The organism is Salmonella sp. SAL04196 (assembly GCF_046550835.1).
GTDB lineage: Bacteria > Pseudomonadota > Gammaproteobacteria > Enterobacterales > Enterobacteriaceae > Salmonella > Salmonella enterica.
In genome coordinates this window covers 308,386-325,801 of the sequence record NZ_JBGDXE010000003.1, presented here as the reverse complement: position 1 = coordinate 325,801, position 17,416 = coordinate 308,386, and the positions used below count along the sequence as shown (strand labels likewise).

Below are 17,416 nucleotides of genomic sequence, written 5' to 3'. Positions count from 1 at the left end.
ATCTGTTTTTTATCACAAAGTGTAGTGACAAATTCGCCAGGCTAATAGTGAATATTATTGAGCGGCTAACCAGAAAAAATTGAATTAACGCCAGCAAGGAGTTGACGCCATCCTGCCCCCGGAAGACGCTCTCGAAGGGCCGCAGGCGTTTGCGGAAAAGCGCGATCCGGTGTGGAAAGGTCGGTGATGATAGCAGCCTTAAATCGCTGACCAATCGGTTTAAGGCCTTCTTGTCGGGCGGCGCTGCGCTAAATTTGCCTGTAATGACTGTAATATCAATCCATTACATGATGACACAGGCCCAATAAGCGCAGCGCCAACAGCATCTGAACCTCCAGACACGCTGGATGCCAGATCGCCGACGCATAAATTAACCTAATGGGTCAGGTACTTAGAGCCTGGCCCACCAGGCGTAATTGTTGAAGCCAGTTTGGGGCCGACCAGCGCGCAGAAACCGGAGCGTACACGTAGTACGTGAGGATTTTGAGCACTGCCCGGTCCCAAAATGGCGAATAAAATAGCCTAATGGCCAGGCTCTTAATCTTTCGCCATGCGGTTAAACTGCTCAATAGTAAGATCCCACGGCTCATGGGCCGCATCCGGCATAAAACTGCCGTCATCCACGCCAATTTCGTCCTTGATAATTTTATTCAGTTTTTCATTCATCGTAAGAATGAGATCCTGATATTTCTGTTTATCAGCAGCAAGGTTATGGTTCTCATCGGGATCATTTTTAAGATCGTAAAGTTCAAGATCGTTGTACTTAATAAGATCCTCCCAGGTTTCCGGCGTATTATGCTCCCTTAGCGAGAAATAGCGTGCAAACTTATAACGGCCATCGTTAATCATCCGCGTCCCTGAACGATGGCTGAAATCAGGATGCAAATGGGATATTTCCTGCTTGATTTGCGCCACCGTTTTTTGTTTATCTCTTTGTAGCGCGATAACGCGGTGGAGATAATGGGCATCGGTATACAAGATCATGCCATAGCAATATAAGCTGGCATTTCTCACCGCATTAACCGCAACGCCTTCCGGGTTTTTTAGCAATCCGCTAAAATTAACGCCTTTGCGGTTGCCTAACGCCTGGTGCTGTTTTTCTTCCGGCAAACCGGTCAGCCCAACTAATGTCGGCGCGATATCAAGATGACAGGTCAACGCCTGACATTTCTTATTACCGGGGTACGCCGGGTGGGAAATAATCATCGGTACATGGATCTGTTCTTTATAAACGGAAGCGCCTTTACCGTGCATCTGATGGCTTCCGCCTAATTCGCCATGATCGGCAGTAAATACAACAATCGTTTTATCAGTTAACTTGAGGGCATCAAGTTCATTTAATATCCGGTCAAGGTGAGTATCACAATCGCGGATACAGTTGAAATAGTAGTCAAGCAGTTTACGCCAACGACGATCTTCATCAGGAAACTGCCCTTCCAGCGCAGCGCGCGCCGTCTGGTATTCAAGATGCGCCGGCGGTCTTCCCTGCTCATTGAATGATTGATGCCTGTTTGCCGGCAGCGGATAGTTCGGCCAGCTTGCCTGATAAAGCTCGTTTTCCGGCGGCTGCGTGGGCGCCAGGGTATTATCATCCTGATCCAACTCGCCACGCCACTGTACCTTTTCTCCCTCTTTATCGGTATCAATAAACATGACATCATGAGGATTAACGAGGTTAACGGCCAGGAACCAGGGCTTGTGTTGGTCATTCAAGGGCTGCCCCTTGCATCTTAACCAATTTATAGTCTGAGCCGTGGTGGTTGAATCATAAAAATAGCCGCCTTTACTATGGCCAATAATATCGCCGATGCCGTGATAGTCAGCAAAACCATATTTTTCCATAATTTTATGTAATTCTGGTTCAGGAATATCCCCGACATCAATATCCTCATCTTTTTCGTCAGGCAAAGGCTTCTCCAGTTTTTCTGTAAGATGCCACTTACCTTTATAGGCCGTATAGTATCCCAGTTCCCGCATCATATGGCCTGTGGTTCCAAGAGCGGGGTCAAGGTCATAAGGCATCCAGGGTAATCCCAGATTATCAAACATCTTTGTCTGGGGCATATGTAAGCCGGTATACAATACGGAGCGGGAAGGCGTACAGACATTACTGGTATTCTGATGATTACAGAATGTCACCCCCGTTTTCATGAGCCGCTCTCTGCCGGGTACCGGGAAAGGAAACGTAGGAAAAAAACGCTCCTGGTCGGTCACGACTAACAGAATATTATATCCTTCTGGCAATTTTTCCGGGATTTCGCCGGTAAACGGTTTATCCCACGCCGGTTTCGCCTTGACGGCGCATTTTTCATCAGCCTTTACCGCGCCGGATAACATACCGCCTGCGGCAAGAATACCGGCACTGGTTAACAGTTTCCTACGCGTAAGATCCGTCTCTTCTGCGGACAGATTTTTTTTATTACTCATATTATTATACCTGTAGTCAGTAACTTTATCACATATTCATTTATTACTGTACGAGGAAACGTGGATATGTATCAATGCCTTCCGGGTAAGAATATGTGTTATAAATTGATTTGTATTTCAAATTAGAAATATATTAATAAACAACCATAATTCACTGAAAAATTATTTAGATGAAAAGTTCATTGTTTTTATTTTAGAGATACAACTGCAGACATTACTTCATAAAAAAATACATTATTAAACATACTCTATAGCGCTGTGTTCGTGCCTTTTCCCTTCAGCTACGGTGATTACCCTATGCCGCTACAAGAAAATCTCCCCGAAAGAAACACTATCAGTAACAGGCCGCGCAACCATAGACATACAACCGGTAATATCACTCTGGGAAATTAAAACATAACTCAATTCTGTTATATTGCTTATGAATAAAACTATCGTATTGCCGCGTGATTCAATAAAAATTCCGTCATTACAAGAAATAATATAAAAACTATTATTTACAGGGGGTTAAGTTTCTTTTTAACTGACAGTGCATTATTTTACATTGACAACAACATAAAGAGGTGACTATAACAAGATATAAGACGGTCACACCAAATAAGTCTATTTTCAGATAATCAACCGAGGTTATATACCCAAAATAATTCGAGTTGCTTAAAGGCGGCAAGGGAGTGAGTCCCCTGGAGCATAGATAATTATGTGACTGGGGTGAGCGGCAAATCTGCCGGGAGCAGATTTGAACGTCGCGTGCGACGGCCCGTCAGGGCGAGGCCCATAGGTGGGCCGAGTAATCCGTAGCCAACCCGTAAGCAACCTGAAGTATGAAGGGGATAAATAATTTCGTTACGGATTACTGATATTGCGCAAACCTTATCATCAATGCAACAGGAACAGAACCATGAAAAAACGCATTATTGCCGCCGCATTACTGGCAACGGTTGCTTCATTCAGCACGCTTGCGGCAGAGCAGGTCTCTAAGCAAGAAATCAGCCACTTCAAACTGGTTAAGGTCGGCACCATAAATGTGTCCCAGAGTGGCGGGCAGATTTCCTCACCCTCTGATCTACGCGAAAAACTGTCAGCATTAGCCGATGCGAAAGGCGGAAAATATTACCATATTATCGCTGCACGTGAGCATGGTCCGAATTTTGAAGCCGTTGCCGAAGTTTATAACGATGCGACGAAATAAAGCTCTGATTGCGCCATAACGAGGGCACAGGCATGAAATAATAAGAGAGCGCCAGCAAGGTGCCATGTTCCGTCACAATCCACTCAGGGCCGTCTGGAAACAGATGCTGGCCCTCTTTTTTATCAACAGTTCATCCGGGGCAGGCAAGCCGTTGGAATGTGCGCGCGCAGGCAGTAAGCCCTTCGTGAATAAGACGGTTTTGCGGGCTGTTTTAAGGTAATATTTAGTGCGCTTTTACCTGCCTGAACCAGTAATTTTCCATTTTCGTTATCCATTTCCCCTTTTTATTTTTCGGTATTACGCCAGCCCAAAGTAATTGCAGCTGTCGGTTATAGGTTCCAATAGCGTGTCCACCATACGCCCCTTCAAATGCTATCACCATGGGGCCCTGCCCTTTTACCCCCTCTTGTCCTTCATGGCAATAAAGCGCGTTGCGGTGAGTCACGTCAAGTTCATACTGTACGTTCAGTTTCACACATTTTTCCCCGCAGCCTTCTACTGGCGGCAATATTGTCATGGTATAAGGCGGGTTATCTGCCGTGGTTTTCCATGTTCCGATCAGGTCTTTGCAGGCGTTTATCTCCGTAGCTCCGGAGGCGGCAGAAAATAGCGCGAGCAAATAAAAAGGTATTAGTTTCAGTTTCATTACAGACTCCTGTTCCTTATACCTGGTCATTTATACCTAATCATAAGGATAAATGCCCTGCGATATGTTTTTTTCCGGGAAATGTTGAGCCGCTGTTCAGAGAAATGTCGATGAGTGTAACCTCATGTAAGCGGACAGCGCGGTGGGGAAAGCGGGAACACGGGCGAATGGTCTAACGTATTTCGACGTTTTCCGGCGTCCCTGCCTGTTCAGGCATCCGTTTATTCGCATGGGAATAAATGGATGCGCATAAAGAGAGAATATTATTGAGCGGCTAATCAGAAAAAATTGAATTAATTATCCAGCTCGCTCATATTTTTCAGCTGATCGCGGTTAATCTGTTCGGTTTTCCCGGTGGCGGCGTTTTTGTAAGACACCATACCGGTATCGTTATCGACCTCGGGTTTCCCGTCGGTGACAATAGTTTTGCCATTCGTGGTTTCAACCGCCTGGTTAGAAGAGCATCCTGCGACGGTGAATAGTGTTGCTGCGGTAAACAGTGCGGTCATAAGACGTTTTTGCATGGTGTTCTCCCTGCTTTTCAGTTGTTTTAGCATGTGACTGTTAACTGTAGCGTTATTGGCGAAAAGCAAGGAGAAATGCAGAACACTCTTAACGAGGGTTATCCGATGGCGTTCCGCGCAAAGTCATGTTTCCGGTCTGTGTTAGCGTCAAGCCGCGAGTTTCCGGGGCAAACATCACCGATACGCCAAGCCCGACTAACGAAATCAACGCGCCAATCAGCATGACGTTATTAATGCCGTAACGAGTAATAAAAATCGGTAATGCCCAGGTGGAGACAATGGTTCCGATGCGGCTTAATGACATGATGACCCCCACGGCCGAAGCGCGAATATCCGTCGGGAAGAGTTCATTAGGATAAAGCCATTGCAGTATGCCCGGCCCGCCGGAAAAGAAGGCGTATACCGCAAACGCCACCACGACCAGTATGATGCCCAGATTTGACACCAGCCCCAGCAGCGCCAGCGCGATAGTCATCATGGCGAAGCTGCCAATAAGCAGAGGGCGACGGCCAATACTGTTTAGCCAGAACATCGCCGGTATACAGCCCAGCATAAAAAAGAGGCTAATCACCACATTGCCGAGCGCCGCGTTGCGCCCCTGCTCCCAGCCGAGTAACCCGACGATCTGCGGCCCAAAGGTATAGATAGCGAACATCGGGATTACCTGACAGGTCCAGATAGCCGCAACGAACAGTACAAACGGGAAATGACGGCGATTAAACAGTTGCAGGAAGCGGGTCTCCTGCGGCGGCTCATCGTCAAAGCAGACCGGTTCGCCGAACAGTTTGATCATCATTTGTTCGCACTCTTTTACCCGTCCTTTTCGCAATAGCCAGCGTGGCGATTCCGGCAGATCAAAGCGGCCAATCAAAATGATTAAGCACGGGATAAAGGCGCTGCCAAGCATCCAGCGCCAGCCGCCTTCCATGTCATACAGCCAGTAACCCACCAGGTTGGCGCAGGTCGCGCCGACGTACCACATCGCGGCGATAAAACCGATGGAGAACGCACGCTGGCGGGTGTTGGAAAACTCCGTAATCATGGAAGTGGCGATAGGGTAATCCGCGCCGATAACAATGCCAATTAAAACGCGCATCACCAGCAATTCAAGCGGCGTGGAAACAAACATGGTCGCCACGGAGATAACGCCGATAGCGATAATATCAAGCAGGAACATTTTACGCCGCCCGACTTTATCGCAAATATAGCCAAACAACGAGGTGCCGATAAACAGTCCGGCAAGCGTAGCCGCGCCGAGCGCGCCAATCCATTCAGCATCAAGGTGCAATAGCGGCGTCAGTTGTTCCAGCGCCACGCCAATGATCACCAGCACGTAGCCATCAAGGAACGGGCCGCCGCTTCCCCACAGCATAATTCTGCGATGGATGGAGGAGAATTTAAGGTCGTCAAAGTTCCTGGGCTGCGGCATGGTGATGTCCTGTTTCAACACGGGCAAAGCGTCATCTGTAGGCCGGATAAGGCGTTTCCGCCGCCATCCGGCATTGGCGCCACATGATTGCCGGATGGCGACGCTACCGCATCTTATCCGGCCAACGGGGGCACAACTTCGTACTTATTAGCCGTAGCGGAACTCCACGCCAAACGTCCCGCGCGGGTATTCCCATTTTTCCAGCGCCGTATCAAGGCCGAGGATCCGGCACGTTCCGCACTCCAGGCACCCGGCGTAATCAAAACGAACGCTGCCGTCGTCCTGCTTTTTATACAGTCCCGCCGGACAGGCCTTAATCAGCACCTCCAGCGCCTGTTTATCAGGATCGGTTTTGAGAATGATGTGCGGGCTGTCTTCATCCACATTGAACTTATTGACGCCCAGTTTGACGTCCACATTAACGGGAGATGTCATAATACGGTCACTCCTTTCAGGCCATCTTTCATCAGGTTGATGAAGCCCACTTTCTTCGCATGGCGCAGGATTTTTTTACGCATGGGCACCGGCGCGGAGCCATCCACGGTGAACAGGTCGCGCGCGATATTGACCGCCATTTCGGGATAAGCGGTAAACATGCGGGGATTATCAAGAAAAGCCGGCAGTTTCTGATACATACGCATATCGCGCATCGGACCTTCGTCCAGATGCTGACGGTATTCCCCCAGCGATTGCTTGCTAAAATCGTCGCGCTTCATCGCCGAAAGCACCGTCTTCGCCGCCGCTTCGCCTGCGGATATGGCGAGATCCATACCACGGATGGTAAAGCCGAGGTTCATACACATGCCGGCAGCATCCCCGGCAATCAGTACGCCATCGCCCACCAGTTCAGGCTGCATATTCATTCCCGCCTCGGGTACAACGTGTGCGGCATATTCCACCAGCTTGCCACCGGCGATCAGCGGCGCAACTGCCGGATGCTGTTTGAAATCTTCCAGCATTTGCGGGACCGATTTTTTCGCGTCTTTCAGATGATGAAGTCCACAGACCAGCCCCAGGGAAAGGGTTGTTTCATTCGTATACAGGAAGCCACCGCCCATCAGACCATCGGTTGGCGCCCCGGCAAACAGACAGGCGGCACCTTCGTTGCCCTGTAACTGGAAACGATCTTCAATGACCGACTTCGGCAGTTCGATCAGTTCCTTCACGCCGACAGCAACATGCGATGCCTCAACGCGTTTGGCCATGCCCAGCTTTTCAGCCAGCAGAGAATTCACCCCGTCAGCGAGGATTACGACTTTGGCTTCCAGAATATCGCCATCGGCTTCCACGCCCACGACGTTGCCATCACGCTGAACGACGTTATCGACGCGAATACCGGTGATCAGTTGCGCCCCCGCCTCTTCGGCCTGCTCCATCAGCCAGGCGTCAAATTTACTGCGCAAAACGGAATAAGAAACTTGCGACGATGCGGCGTCCTCGTCGTTGCAATAATCCATCGTCATCGCCCCTTTGTCGGTCATAAAGGCGAGTTTTTCGTGGGTGATCATGCGTTCAATGGGGGCCTGATCCGCAAAGCCGGGAATGATGCGTTCCAGGCTATGTGCATACAAGCGCCCACCGGTGACATTCTTCGCGCCAGCAGAATTGCCGCGCTCGATAACCAGCACCTGTGCACCTTCGCGAGCAAGCACCAGCGCCGCAACCGAACCGGCCAGACCTGCACCCACGATGATGGCATCAAAGATATCTTCGGACATACGTACTCCTGTCAGCGGCAGGATACCTTCGCATCCTGCCCGAAATGGTTTATCGCGCTAAGGCAGCCGTCAGCGCAGGCAGGATCTTCAGCGCATCGCCAACGATGCCAAAATCCGCATACTGGAAGATTGGCGCGTTTTTATCTTTGTTGATGGCGAAAATCGTCTGCGCGCCGTTGGCGCCGACCATGTGTTGGATCTGCCCGGAGATCCCCACCGCCAGATACAGTTCAGGCTTGAGCATCAGGTTGGAGATACCGACGTAGCGCTCGTGCTCCATCCACTTCTCGTTTTCCGCCACCGGGCGAGAACAGGCCAGCTCGGCGCCAATCGTCTGGCACAGCGCTTCGGCCAGCGAGATATTCTCTTTGCTGCCGATGCCGCGTCCCACGCTGACCACCAGACGCGCTTTGTCGAGGTCAACGCTGTTGCTCTGACGCGCCTGGGTTGCGGTGCGGGTCACGGCAGTGGCCGGAGCCTGCCACTGCACGGTGTGCATCTCGCCGCTGCGGGAAGCATCCGGTTGTTGTGCGTCAAACGTTCCGCTGCTGAGTGTGATCACGGCAAACGGCGAAGCGATGGTCTCTGTCCCTATCGCCAGACCGCCGTAGACCATATGTTTAACCGCCGCTTTTCCATCCTGCAGGGCGACGTCGCTGGCGTCGTTGGAAACCGCAGCCGACAAGCGATAGCCCAGCTTTGCCGCCAACAGCTTGCCCCGACGCGTATTCGGCAGCAGCACCGCGCCGCCCTCGCTATGCTGACGAATAGTCTCAGCCATCGCAGCAGAGTAGTCTTCGATCATGCGGTCTTCTGGTTTGCCGCTGAGCAGCCAGACATGATCCGCGCCTAAGTGACATGCTGTCGCGCTATCCGCTTCGTTCAGTACGAACGCGTTAACTTTTTCACCTACAGCCTGCGCGCCACTCATCAGTTCGGGCAGACGAGAAGGGGTATCGCTGAATACCCAGACACTGGAAAATTTGTTCATAACATCCCCTGATAATTAAATGATTTTGCGCAGATTCTCGACAAACGCGGCGATTTGTTCTTCACCGTCACCTTCAATCACCACACGCTGACGCTCGCGCTGCTTCGGTGCGGCAACCTGTTGTGCGGAATACGCGGGTACGCTGTTCAGCCCGATATCCGCAGGCGACCAGACCTGAACCGGTTTTTTCGCCGCGCCAAGAATGGCTTTCATCGAAGGGATTTGTGGGGTGTTAATGTCGGTGGAAACCGCGATCACCGCCGGGAGCGGGATGCTCAGCGTTTCAACTTCATCTTCCAGTTCGCGTTCTACCGTCAATGTGCTGTCGGTAAGAGAGAGGATCTTACTCACGCCGTTAATCGCCGGAATGTTCAACGCTTCGCCCACCAGCAAACCAACCTGCTGAGCATAAAGATCGGAAGAACCGTCGCCGCAGATAAGCAGATCGAAACCTGATTTTTGCGCGGCAGCGGCCAGCGCGGTAGCGGTGTGTTGCGGCAGCGCCTGCTCAAATTGATCGTCAATGACCACAATCAGTTCATCAGGGCCACGAGAGAGGACATCTTTGCGCCCTTTTGCATTAGTCAGCGCTTTGCCGCCAACGCTCATGGCGACAACCTGAGCGTCTCCCAACTGCTGTTTTAACTGGCAAGCAGCTTCAATTGCATTCAGATCATATTGGCTGATTTTGCTATCCGCTTTGCTGAAATCGAGTGTTCCGTCAGCATTATTAATCGCAATATCCTGCTCATCAGGTACGCATTTGTAGCAAGTAATTATCTTCATTGCATCTCCAGAAATCATGAAGGAAACGTATTTATATCGGCGGTGTTAAATACAGATATCACGCTCTTTAATTCGGAAATAAAACCTTAATCACCAATATTGAAAATGTCACACATTGATATTCGTAACTTTCAATAGTGTTACGCACCTCACCAATATTGAAAGAAATATGCCAAATATGAAAATTTTCAATATTGTTTGCTGGCTCAACAATATTGAACGTCAGATACTTAAAAAAGTTAAAAAACCACAACCAACAAATTGATAAATAAAGAAAAAATCAAAATTTAGACACAAAATAATCAACGCAAAAAAGTGTGACGAAGATAACAGAATCACCCGAAGTGAATACCCATCATGAGTTACTCATTGAGGCGTCCCAGAGGTTAAAAACTTATCAACAAATCATTAATAATAAATAAACAAACGTTCATGGACTGGCACGCTAAATAAATTTCGTTTTCACACTGGAATTCACTTATGAAAAATGAAAAGAAAAAATCGGGAATTGAACCGAAGGTTTTTTTTCCGCCATTAATAATTGTCGGGATACTTTGCTGGCTAACAGTCAGAGATCTTGATGCCGCTAACGTCGTTATTAATGCGGTATTCAGTTATGTCACCAACGTCTGGGGTTGGGCATTTGAATGGTATATGGTCGTCATGCTCTTCGGCTGGTTCTGGCTGGTTTTTGGCCCCTATGCTAAAAAGAGATTAGGCGACGAAAAACCGGAGTTTAGCACCGCCAGCTGGATTTTCATGATGTTCGCCTCCTGTACATCAGCTGCGGTTCTGTTCTGGGGCTCTATTGAGATCTACTACTATATCTCCACCCCGCCGTTCGGCCTAGAACCAAACTCCACCGGCGCGAAAGAGATAGGTCTGGCGTACAGCCTGTTCCACTGGGGGCCGCTACCGTGGGCAACCTATAGCTTCCTTTCCGTGGCCTTCGCCTACTTCTTCTTTGTACGCAAGATGGATGTCATCCGTCCCAGCTCCACGCTGGTACCGCTCGTCGGTGAAAAGCATGCGAAAGGGTTGTTCGGTACCATCGTCGATAACTTCTACCTGGTGGCGCTGATCTTCGCGATGGGCACCAGTCTCGGTCTGGCTACCCCGCTGGTCACCGAGTGTATGCAATGGCTGTTCGGTATTCCGCATACGCTGCAATTGGATGCCATCATCATTACCTGCTGGATCATTCTGAACGCGATTTGCGTGGCCTGCGGCCTGCAAAAAGGGGTCAGAATCGCCAGCGATGTGCGTAGCTACCTGAGCTTCCTGATGCTCGGCTGGGTGTTTATCGTCAGCGGCGCCAGCTTCATCATGAACTACTTCACCGACTCCGTCGGGATGCTGTTAATGCACCTGCCACGGATGCTGTTCTATACCGACGCCATCGGTAAAGGCGGCTTCCCACAGGGCTGGACTGTTTTCTACTGGGCGTGGTGGGTTATTTACGCCATCCAGATGAGTATCTTCCTGGCCCGTATTTCCCGTGGTCGTACCGTACGTGAACTGTGCTTCGGGATGGTGATGGGTCTGACCGCGTCTACCTGGATCCTGTGGACAGTGCTGGGCAGCAACACGCTGCTGCTGATGGATAAAAACATCCTCAACATTCCGCAGTTGATTGAACAACACGGCGTGGCGCGCGCCATTATCGAAACCTGGGCCGCCTTGCCGCTCAGCACCGCCACCATGTGGGGCTTCTTCATCCTCTGCTTTATTGCCACCGTCACGCTGATTAACGCCTGCTCTTACACCCTGGCGATGTCGACCTGTCGTGAAGTTCGCGATGGTGAAGAGCCGCCTCTGTTAGTGCGTATCGGCTGGTCGGTGCTGGTCGGCATCATCGGTATCGTTCTGCTGGCGCTGGGTGGGTTGAAGCCGATTCAGACCGCGATTATCGCCGGAGGATGCCCGCTGTTCTTCGTCAACATTATGGTGACGCTGTCCTTTATTAAAGACGCCAAAGTGCACTGGAAAGACAAGTAATTCTTATTAACCCAATTGATCAAGAGGCTGAAAGATGGATTTCAACTTAAATGACGAACAGGAGCTGTTTGTCGCCGGTATTCGCGAACTGATGGCCAGTGAGAACTGGGAAGCTTATTTTGCCGAGTGCGATCGTGACAGCGTCTACCCTGAGCGTTTTGTAAAAGCACTGGCGGATATGGGTATTGATAGCCTGCTGATCCCGGAAGAACACGGCGGTCTGGAAGCGGGTTTTGTTACCGTCGCTGCCGTCTGGATGGAGCTGGGACGTCTTGGCGCGCCAACTTACGTGTTGTACCAATTGCCGGGAGGTTTTAACACTTTCCTGCGTGAAGGAACTCAGGAGCAAATTGATAAAATCATGGCCTTCCGGGGCACCGGTAAGCAGATGTGGAACTCTGCTATCACCGAACCGGGAGCGGGATCGGATGTTGGTAGTCTGAAAACCACTTATACACGCAAAAATGGTAAGGTTTATCTCAATGGCAGTAAGTGCTTTATCACCAGTAGCGCCTATACCCCGTACATCGTGGTCATGGCGAGAGACGGTGCATCGCCGGATAAACCGGTTTACACCGAGTGGTTTGTGGACATGAGCAAAGCAGGTATCAAGGTCAACAAACTGGAGAAACTCGGTCTGCGCATGGACAGCTGCTGTGAAATCACCTTTGACGACGTTGAACTGGACGAGAAAGACATGTTCGGTCGGGAAGGTAACGGCTTCAACCGCGTGAAAGAAGAGTTTGACCATGAGCGCTTCCTCGTCGCGCTGACCAACTACGGTACCGCAATGTGCGCTTTTGAAGACGCTGCGCGTTACGCGAATCAGCGCGTGCAGTTTGGTGAAGCTATTGGCCGTTTCCAGCTGATTCAGGAGAAGTTTGCGCATATGGCGATCAAACTGAACTCCATGAAAAATATGCTGCTGGAAGCCGCGTGGAAAGCAGATAACGGGACTATTACCTCCGGCGACGCGGCAATGTGCAAATACTTCTGCGCCAACGCCGCGTTTGAAGTGGTAGACACCGCCATGCAGGTACTGGGAGGTGTTGGTATCGCGGGCAACCACCGCATCACGCGTTTCTGGCGTGACCTGCGCGTTGACCGTGTTTCTGGTGGTTCTGATGAAATGCAGATCCTGACGTTGGGTCGTGCGGTACTTAAGCAATACCGCTAATCGATCCCTTGTAGGCCTGATAAGACGCGGGGCGTCGCCATCAGGCAATCATGCCGGATGGCGCTGTGCTTATCCGGCCTACATACCACAAAAAATGCCAGGAGAAAAATGATGAATCATTTACCAATGCCAACCTTTGGCCCGCTTGCTGGGGTACGCGTTGTTTTTTCAGGAATCGAAATCGCCGGTCCATTCGCCGGACAGATGTTCGCCGAATGGGGCGCCGAGGTTATCTGGATTGAAAACGTCGCATGGGCCGATACCATCCGCGTACAGCCTAACTACCCGCAGCTCTCACGCCGCAACCTGCACGCCCTGTCGCTGAATATTTTCAAAGATGAAGGTCGGGAAGCGTTTCTGAAACTGATGGAAACCACCGATATTTTCATTGAAGCCAGTAAAGGCCCGGCCTTTGCCCGCCGTGGTATTACTGATGAAGTGCTGTGGGAACATAACCCGAAACTGGTCATTGCCCACCTTTCCGGCTTCGGCCAGTATGGTACCGAGGAGTACACCAATCTTCCGGCGTATAACACCATCGCGCAGGCATTCAGTGGTTATCTGATCCAAAACGGCGACGTTGATCAGCCGATGCCAGCCTTCCCGTATACCGCCGATTACTTCTCCGGGATGACCGCGACGACAGCCGCGCTGGCAGCCCTGCACAAAGTACGCGAAACGGGTAAAGGTGAAAGCATCGATATCGCCATGTACGAAGTGATGCTGCGCATGGGTCAGTACTTCATGATGGACTACTTCAACGGCGGCGAAATCTGTCCACGTATGACGAAAGGGAAAGACCCCTACTACGCCGGTTGCGGCCTGTATAAATGCGCCGATGGTTACATCGTCATGGAGTTGGTCGGCATCACGCAAATCAACGAGTGTTTTAAAGATATTGGCCTGGCCCACATTCTCGGTACGCCGGAAGTTCCGGAAGGCACGCAGCTCATCCATCGCGTGGAATGCCCTTACGGCCCGCTCGTCGAAGAGAAACTGGACGCCTGGCTGGCAACACACACTATCGCCGACGTTCAGGCGCGCTTTGCTGAGCTGAATATCGCCTGTGCGAAGGTGCTCACCATTCCGGAACTGGAAGGTAATCCGCAGTACGTTGCCCGCGAATCGATTACTCAGTGGCAAACAATGGACGGTCGCACCTGTAAGGGGCCGAACATCATGCCGAAATTTAAAAACAACCCGGGGAAAATCTGGCGTGGCATGCCGTCACACGGCATGGATACCGCCGCCATTCTGAAAAACATTGGTTATAGCGAAGCAGATATTAAGGAACTGGTCGGCAAAGGCCTGGCCAAAGTTGAGGATTAAACGCGATGCGCTAATCGGTTTTCCGGTTAGCGCTCACGCCTGATTTCAGTGGATAAAGCAATATGGATATCGTTGGCGGACAAAACTTACGTCAGATGTGGGACGACCTGGCCGGGGTGTACGGAGATAAAACGGCGTTAATTTTCGAATCCTGTGAGGGAATCGTTCGGCAGTTTAGCTATGCTTCGCTCAATGAAGAGATTAACCGCACGGCGAACCTTTTTTACTCCTTAGGGATCCGCAAGGGTGATAGGGTCGCGCTGCATCTGGATAACTGTCCGGAATTCATCTTTTGCTGGTTTGGACTGGCAAAAATCGGCGCCATTATGGTGCCGATTAATGCCCGCTTACTGGGCGAAGAAAGCGCCTGGATCCTGCAAAACAGCCAGGTGAGTCTGCTGGTTACCAGCGCCCAGTTTTATCCTATGTACCGTGAAATACGCCAGGACAATAGCACTCCGCTTAATCATATCTGTCTGATTGGCGAGCAGCTTCCGGCTGACGACGGCGTGAGTCACTTTACCCAACTGCAATCCCGCCAGTCCACCACGCTGTGCTATACGCCCGCGTTATCCACTGACGATACGGCGGAAATTCTGTTTACCTCAGGCACCACCTCACGGCCTAAAGGGGTGGTAATTACCCACTACAACCTGCGTTTTGCAGGCTACTACTCTGCCTGGCAAATCGCCCTGCGCGATGATGACGTGTACATGACGGTGATGCCCGCGTTTCATATCGACTGCCAGTGTACCGCCGCAATGCCAGCCTTTTCCGCCGGCAGCACCTTTGTGCTCCTGGAAAAGTACAGCGCCAGGGCATTCTGGGATCAGGTACGTAAATATCAGGCGACGGTGACCGAGTGCATTCCGATGATGATCCGCACGCTGATGGTCCAGCCCGCCGCGCCAACGGACAGGCAGCATCATCTGCGCGAAGTGATGTTCTATCTCAATCTATCCGCGCAGGAAAAAGACGCCTTTACCGAACGCTTTGGCGTCAGGCTGCTGACCTCTTATGGTATGACTGAAACCATTGTCGGAATTATTGGCGACCGTCCCGGAGACAAACGGCGCTGGCCTTCCATTGGTCGCGTGGGTTTTAGCTATGAAGCTGAAATTCGCGACGATCAAAATCGCCCGCTGCCCGCCGGAGAAATTGGCGAAATCTGTATTAAAGGCATTCCCGGCAAGACTATCTTCAAAGAGTATTACATGCAGCCGGAGGCAACCGCCAGGGCGCTGGAACCAGAGGGCTGGTTACATACCGGTGATTCGGGTTACCAGGATGAGGATGGCTATTTCTATTTTGTCGACAGACGCTGCAACATGATTAAACGCGGCGGGGAAAATGTCTCCTGCGTCGAGCTGGAAAATATTATTTCTGCACATCCGAAAATTCAGGACATTGTGGTGGTCGGTATTAAAGATGCGATCCGTGATGAAGCCATTAAAGCGTTTATCGTCCTTAATGAAGGTGAAACATTAAGCGAGGCCGAGTTTTTCAGCTTCTGCGAAAACAATATGGCGAAATTCAAGGTTCCCTCTTTTATGGAGATCAGAACTGACCTGCCGCGCAACTGTTCAGGAAAAATAATCAAAAAAAATCTGAAATAAACCTTCCGGCAGGAATCCCTCCCGCCGGGAAACTATTTATCTGGAGATGAACTATGAGTGAGTCATTACATCTGACCCGTAACGGCCCGATCCTGGAAATTACCCTTGACCGACCTAAAGCGAATGCCATTGACGCCAAAACCAGCTTTGCAATGGGTGAAGCTTTTCTTAATTTCCGTGACGATCCGGAATTACGCGTAGCAATCATTACCGGCGGCGGGGAGAAATTCTTTTCTGCTGGCTGGGACTTAAAAGCGGCAGCGGAAGGTGAAGCGCCGGATGCTGATTTTGGTCCCGGCGGCTTTGCTGGTTTAACCGAAATATTTGACCTCGATAAGCCGGTTATCGCCGCGGTGAACGGCTACGCGTTTGGCGGCGGTTTTGAGCTGGCGCTGGCGGCGGACTTTATTGTCTGCGCCGAAAACGCCAGCTTCGCGCTGCCGGAAGCAAAGCTAGGCATCGTGCCTGACAGCGGCGGCGTATTGCGTCTGCCTAAGCTGCTGCCACCGGCTATCGTCAACGAAATGGTAATGACCGGCAGACGAATGAGCGCCGAAGAAGCGCTGCGTTGGGGAGTCGTGAACCGCGTTGTCAGCCAGAGCGAACTGATGGATAGCGCGCGCGAACTGGCGCAACAACTGGTCAATAGCGCCCCGCTGGCTATCGCGGCGCTGAAAGAGATTTATCGCGCGACCAGCGAAATGCCGGTAGAAGAAGGCTACCGCTACATCCGCAGCGGCGTGCTGAAACATTATCCGTCGGTACTGCATTCAGAAGATGCGCTCGAAGGACCGCAGGCATTTGCCGAAAAACGCGATCCGGTGTGGAAGGGTCGTTAATGTGACTATGCCTGATGGCGCTTCGCTTATCCGGCCTACAGCACATGCGCAACCGTAGGCCGGATAAGGTGTTTACGCCGCCATCCGGCAAAAAAACCGAGGTACAACCATGAGCTATTACGCCTTTGAAGGACTGATCCCGGTGGTGCACCCGGACGCGTTTGTCCATCCCAGCGCCGTGCTGATTGGCGATGTCATCGTGGGTGCTGGTGTTTATATTGGCCCACTCGCGTCATTGCGTGGGGATTATGGTCGCCTGATCCTGGAGGCAGGCTCTAATCTGCAGGATGGCTGCATTATGCATGGCTACTGCGATACCGATACCATCGTGCATGAAAACGGCCATATCGGCCACGGCGCTATTCTACATGGCTGCGTGGTGGGACGGGACGCCCTGGTCGGCATGAATAGCGTCATTATGGACGGCGCAGTGATTGGCGAAGAGAGCATTGTCGCCGCCATGAGTTTTGTCAAAGCCGGATTTCAGGGTGAGGCAAGGCAACTGCTGGTGGGATCACCGGCGCGCGTACTACGCCAGGTTACGGACCAGGAGCTGCACTGGAAACGCCTCAACACTAAAGAATATCAGGATCTTGCGATCCGTTGTCGAACGGGGTTATCTGAAACGAAGCCGTTAACGCAGGTCGAAGAAAACCGGCCGCGCCTGAAAGGCACGACGGACGTGAAGCCAAAATCAGCACAGTAATTGATGCCGGATGCGCTCACGCTTATCCGGCCTACGCGTCA

At 51.2% G+C, this 17,416-nt stretch carries 15 protein-coding genes and 1 pseudogene; 8 read left to right on the top strand and 8 right to left on the bottom strand.

Annotation, left to right across the window (positions count from 1 at the left end; all coding sequences use genetic code 11):
* Window positions 1–106: 106 nt before the first annotated feature.
* Window positions 107–187: pseudogene (locus ACLJPE_RS14325) on the top strand (hypothetical protein); the annotation flags it as partial.
* Between the two features lie 350 nt (window positions 188–537).
* Here ACLJPE_RS14325 and ACLJPE_RS14320 read toward each other — a convergent pair.
* A complete protein-coding gene (locus tag ACLJPE_RS14320; protein WP_000066315.1) occupies window positions 538–2,427 on the bottom strand; it encodes a sulfatase-like hydrolase/transferase in 1,890 nt (629 codons plus the stop codon).
* An 898-nt stretch (window positions 2,428–3,325) separates the two neighbouring features.
* On the opposite strand from ACLJPE_RS14320, the gene srfN reads away from it, so the two are divergent.
* Complete coding sequence (gene srfN / locus ACLJPE_RS14315) at window positions 3,326–3,616, top strand: DUF1471 family virulence protein SrfN (RefSeq protein WP_000745957.1); 291 nt, start codon at window positions 3,326–3,328, stop codon at window positions 3,614–3,616.
* A gap of 223 nt (window positions 3,617–3,839) precedes the next feature.
* Here srfN and ACLJPE_RS14310 read toward each other — a convergent pair whose 3' ends face one another.
* The 7 genes from ACLJPE_RS14310 to ACLJPE_RS14280 form a co-directional block, all read right to left on the bottom strand.
* Window positions 3,840–4,256 carry a hypothetical protein gene (locus ACLJPE_RS14310; RefSeq protein WP_000767274.1) on the bottom strand — a complete coding sequence of 139 codons (417 nt, stop codon included), beginning with the start codon at window positions 4,254–4,256 and terminating at the stop codon, window positions 3,840–3,842.
* Between the two features lie 299 nt (window positions 4,257–4,555).
* On the bottom strand, window positions 4,556–4,786 hold the full coding sequence (locus ACLJPE_RS14305) for a YgdI/YgdR family lipoprotein (protein WP_039513882.1): 231 nt from the start codon (window positions 4,784–4,786) through the stop codon (window positions 4,556–4,558).
* Window positions 4,787–4,874: 88 nt separating this feature from the next.
* Window positions 4,875–6,215 (bottom strand): MFS transporter, encoded by a 1,341-nt coding sequence (locus ACLJPE_RS14300; protein WP_001136169.1) that lies wholly within the window; start codon window positions 6,213–6,215, stop codon window positions 4,875–4,877.
* Window positions 6,216–6,362: 147 nt separating this feature from the next.
* Window positions 6,363–6,650, bottom strand: coding sequence for a ferredoxin-like protein FixX (gene fixX / locus ACLJPE_RS14295; RefSeq protein ID WP_000203736.1), 288 nt, complete (start codon window positions 6,648–6,650; stop codon window positions 6,363–6,365).
* Complete coding sequence (locus ACLJPE_RS14290; RefSeq protein ID WP_023251625.1) at window positions 6,647–7,933, bottom strand: FAD-dependent oxidoreductase; 1,287 nt, start codon at window positions 7,931–7,933, stop codon at window positions 6,647–6,649. Before ACLJPE_RS14290 ends, fixX begins: the two co-directional genes overlap by 4 nt.
* Before the next feature lie 49 nt (window positions 7,934–7,982).
* Window positions 7,983–8,924: an electron transfer flavoprotein subunit alpha/FixB family protein gene (locus tag ACLJPE_RS14285; RefSeq protein ID WP_001032206.1), complete on the bottom strand. Its 942-nt coding sequence runs from the start codon at window positions 8,922–8,924 to the stop codon at window positions 7,983–7,985.
* A gap of 15 nt (window positions 8,925–8,939) precedes the next feature.
* Window positions 8,940–9,710, bottom strand: coding sequence for an electron transfer flavoprotein FixA (locus ACLJPE_RS14280; RefSeq protein WP_000692185.1), 771 nt, complete (start codon window positions 9,708–9,710; stop codon window positions 8,940–8,942).
* Window positions 9,711–10,190: 480 nt separating this feature from the next.
* On the opposite strand from ACLJPE_RS14280, the gene caiT reads away from it, so the two are divergent.
* The 6 genes from caiT to caiE all read left to right on the top strand — a co-directional run bounded on the left by caiT (window position 10,191) and on the right by caiE (window position 17,375).
* On the top strand, window positions 10,191–11,708 hold the full coding sequence (caiT, locus tag ACLJPE_RS14275) for an L-carnitine/gamma-butyrobetaine antiporter (RefSeq protein WP_000787073.1): 1,518 nt from the start codon (window positions 10,191–10,193) through the stop codon (window positions 11,706–11,708).
* 34 nt (window positions 11,709–11,742) lie between these two features.
* Complete coding sequence (caiA, locus tag ACLJPE_RS14270) at window positions 11,743–12,885, top strand: crotonobetainyl-CoA dehydrogenase (protein ID WP_000347134.1); 1,143 nt, start codon at window positions 11,743–11,745, stop codon at window positions 12,883–12,885.
* A gap of 111 nt (window positions 12,886–12,996) precedes the next feature.
* Entirely contained in the window at window positions 12,997–14,214 is a 1,218-nt protein-coding gene (caiB, locus tag ACLJPE_RS14265; RefSeq protein WP_001016212.1) for an L-carnitine CoA-transferase, read from the top strand.
* Between the two features lie 62 nt (window positions 14,215–14,276).
* The gene (caiC, locus tag ACLJPE_RS14260; protein WP_023211097.1) at window positions 14,277–15,830 is read left to right on the top strand and encodes a crotonobetaine/carnitine-CoA ligase; all 1,554 of its coding nucleotides are present in this window, start codon (window positions 14,277–14,279) and stop codon (window positions 15,828–15,830) included.
* Between the two features lie 53 nt (window positions 15,831–15,883).
* The gene (caiD, locus tag ACLJPE_RS14255; RefSeq protein WP_000004383.1) at window positions 15,884–16,669 is read left to right on the top strand and encodes a crotonobetainyl-CoA hydratase; all 786 of its coding nucleotides are present in this window, start codon (window positions 15,884–15,886) and stop codon (window positions 16,667–16,669) included.
* Window positions 16,670–16,778: 109 nt separating this feature from the next.
* Window positions 16,779–17,375, top strand: coding sequence for a carnitine operon protein CaiE (gene caiE / locus ACLJPE_RS14250; protein ID WP_000122863.1), 597 nt, complete (start codon window positions 16,779–16,781; stop codon window positions 17,373–17,375).
* Window positions 17,376–17,416 lie beyond the last annotated feature (41 nt).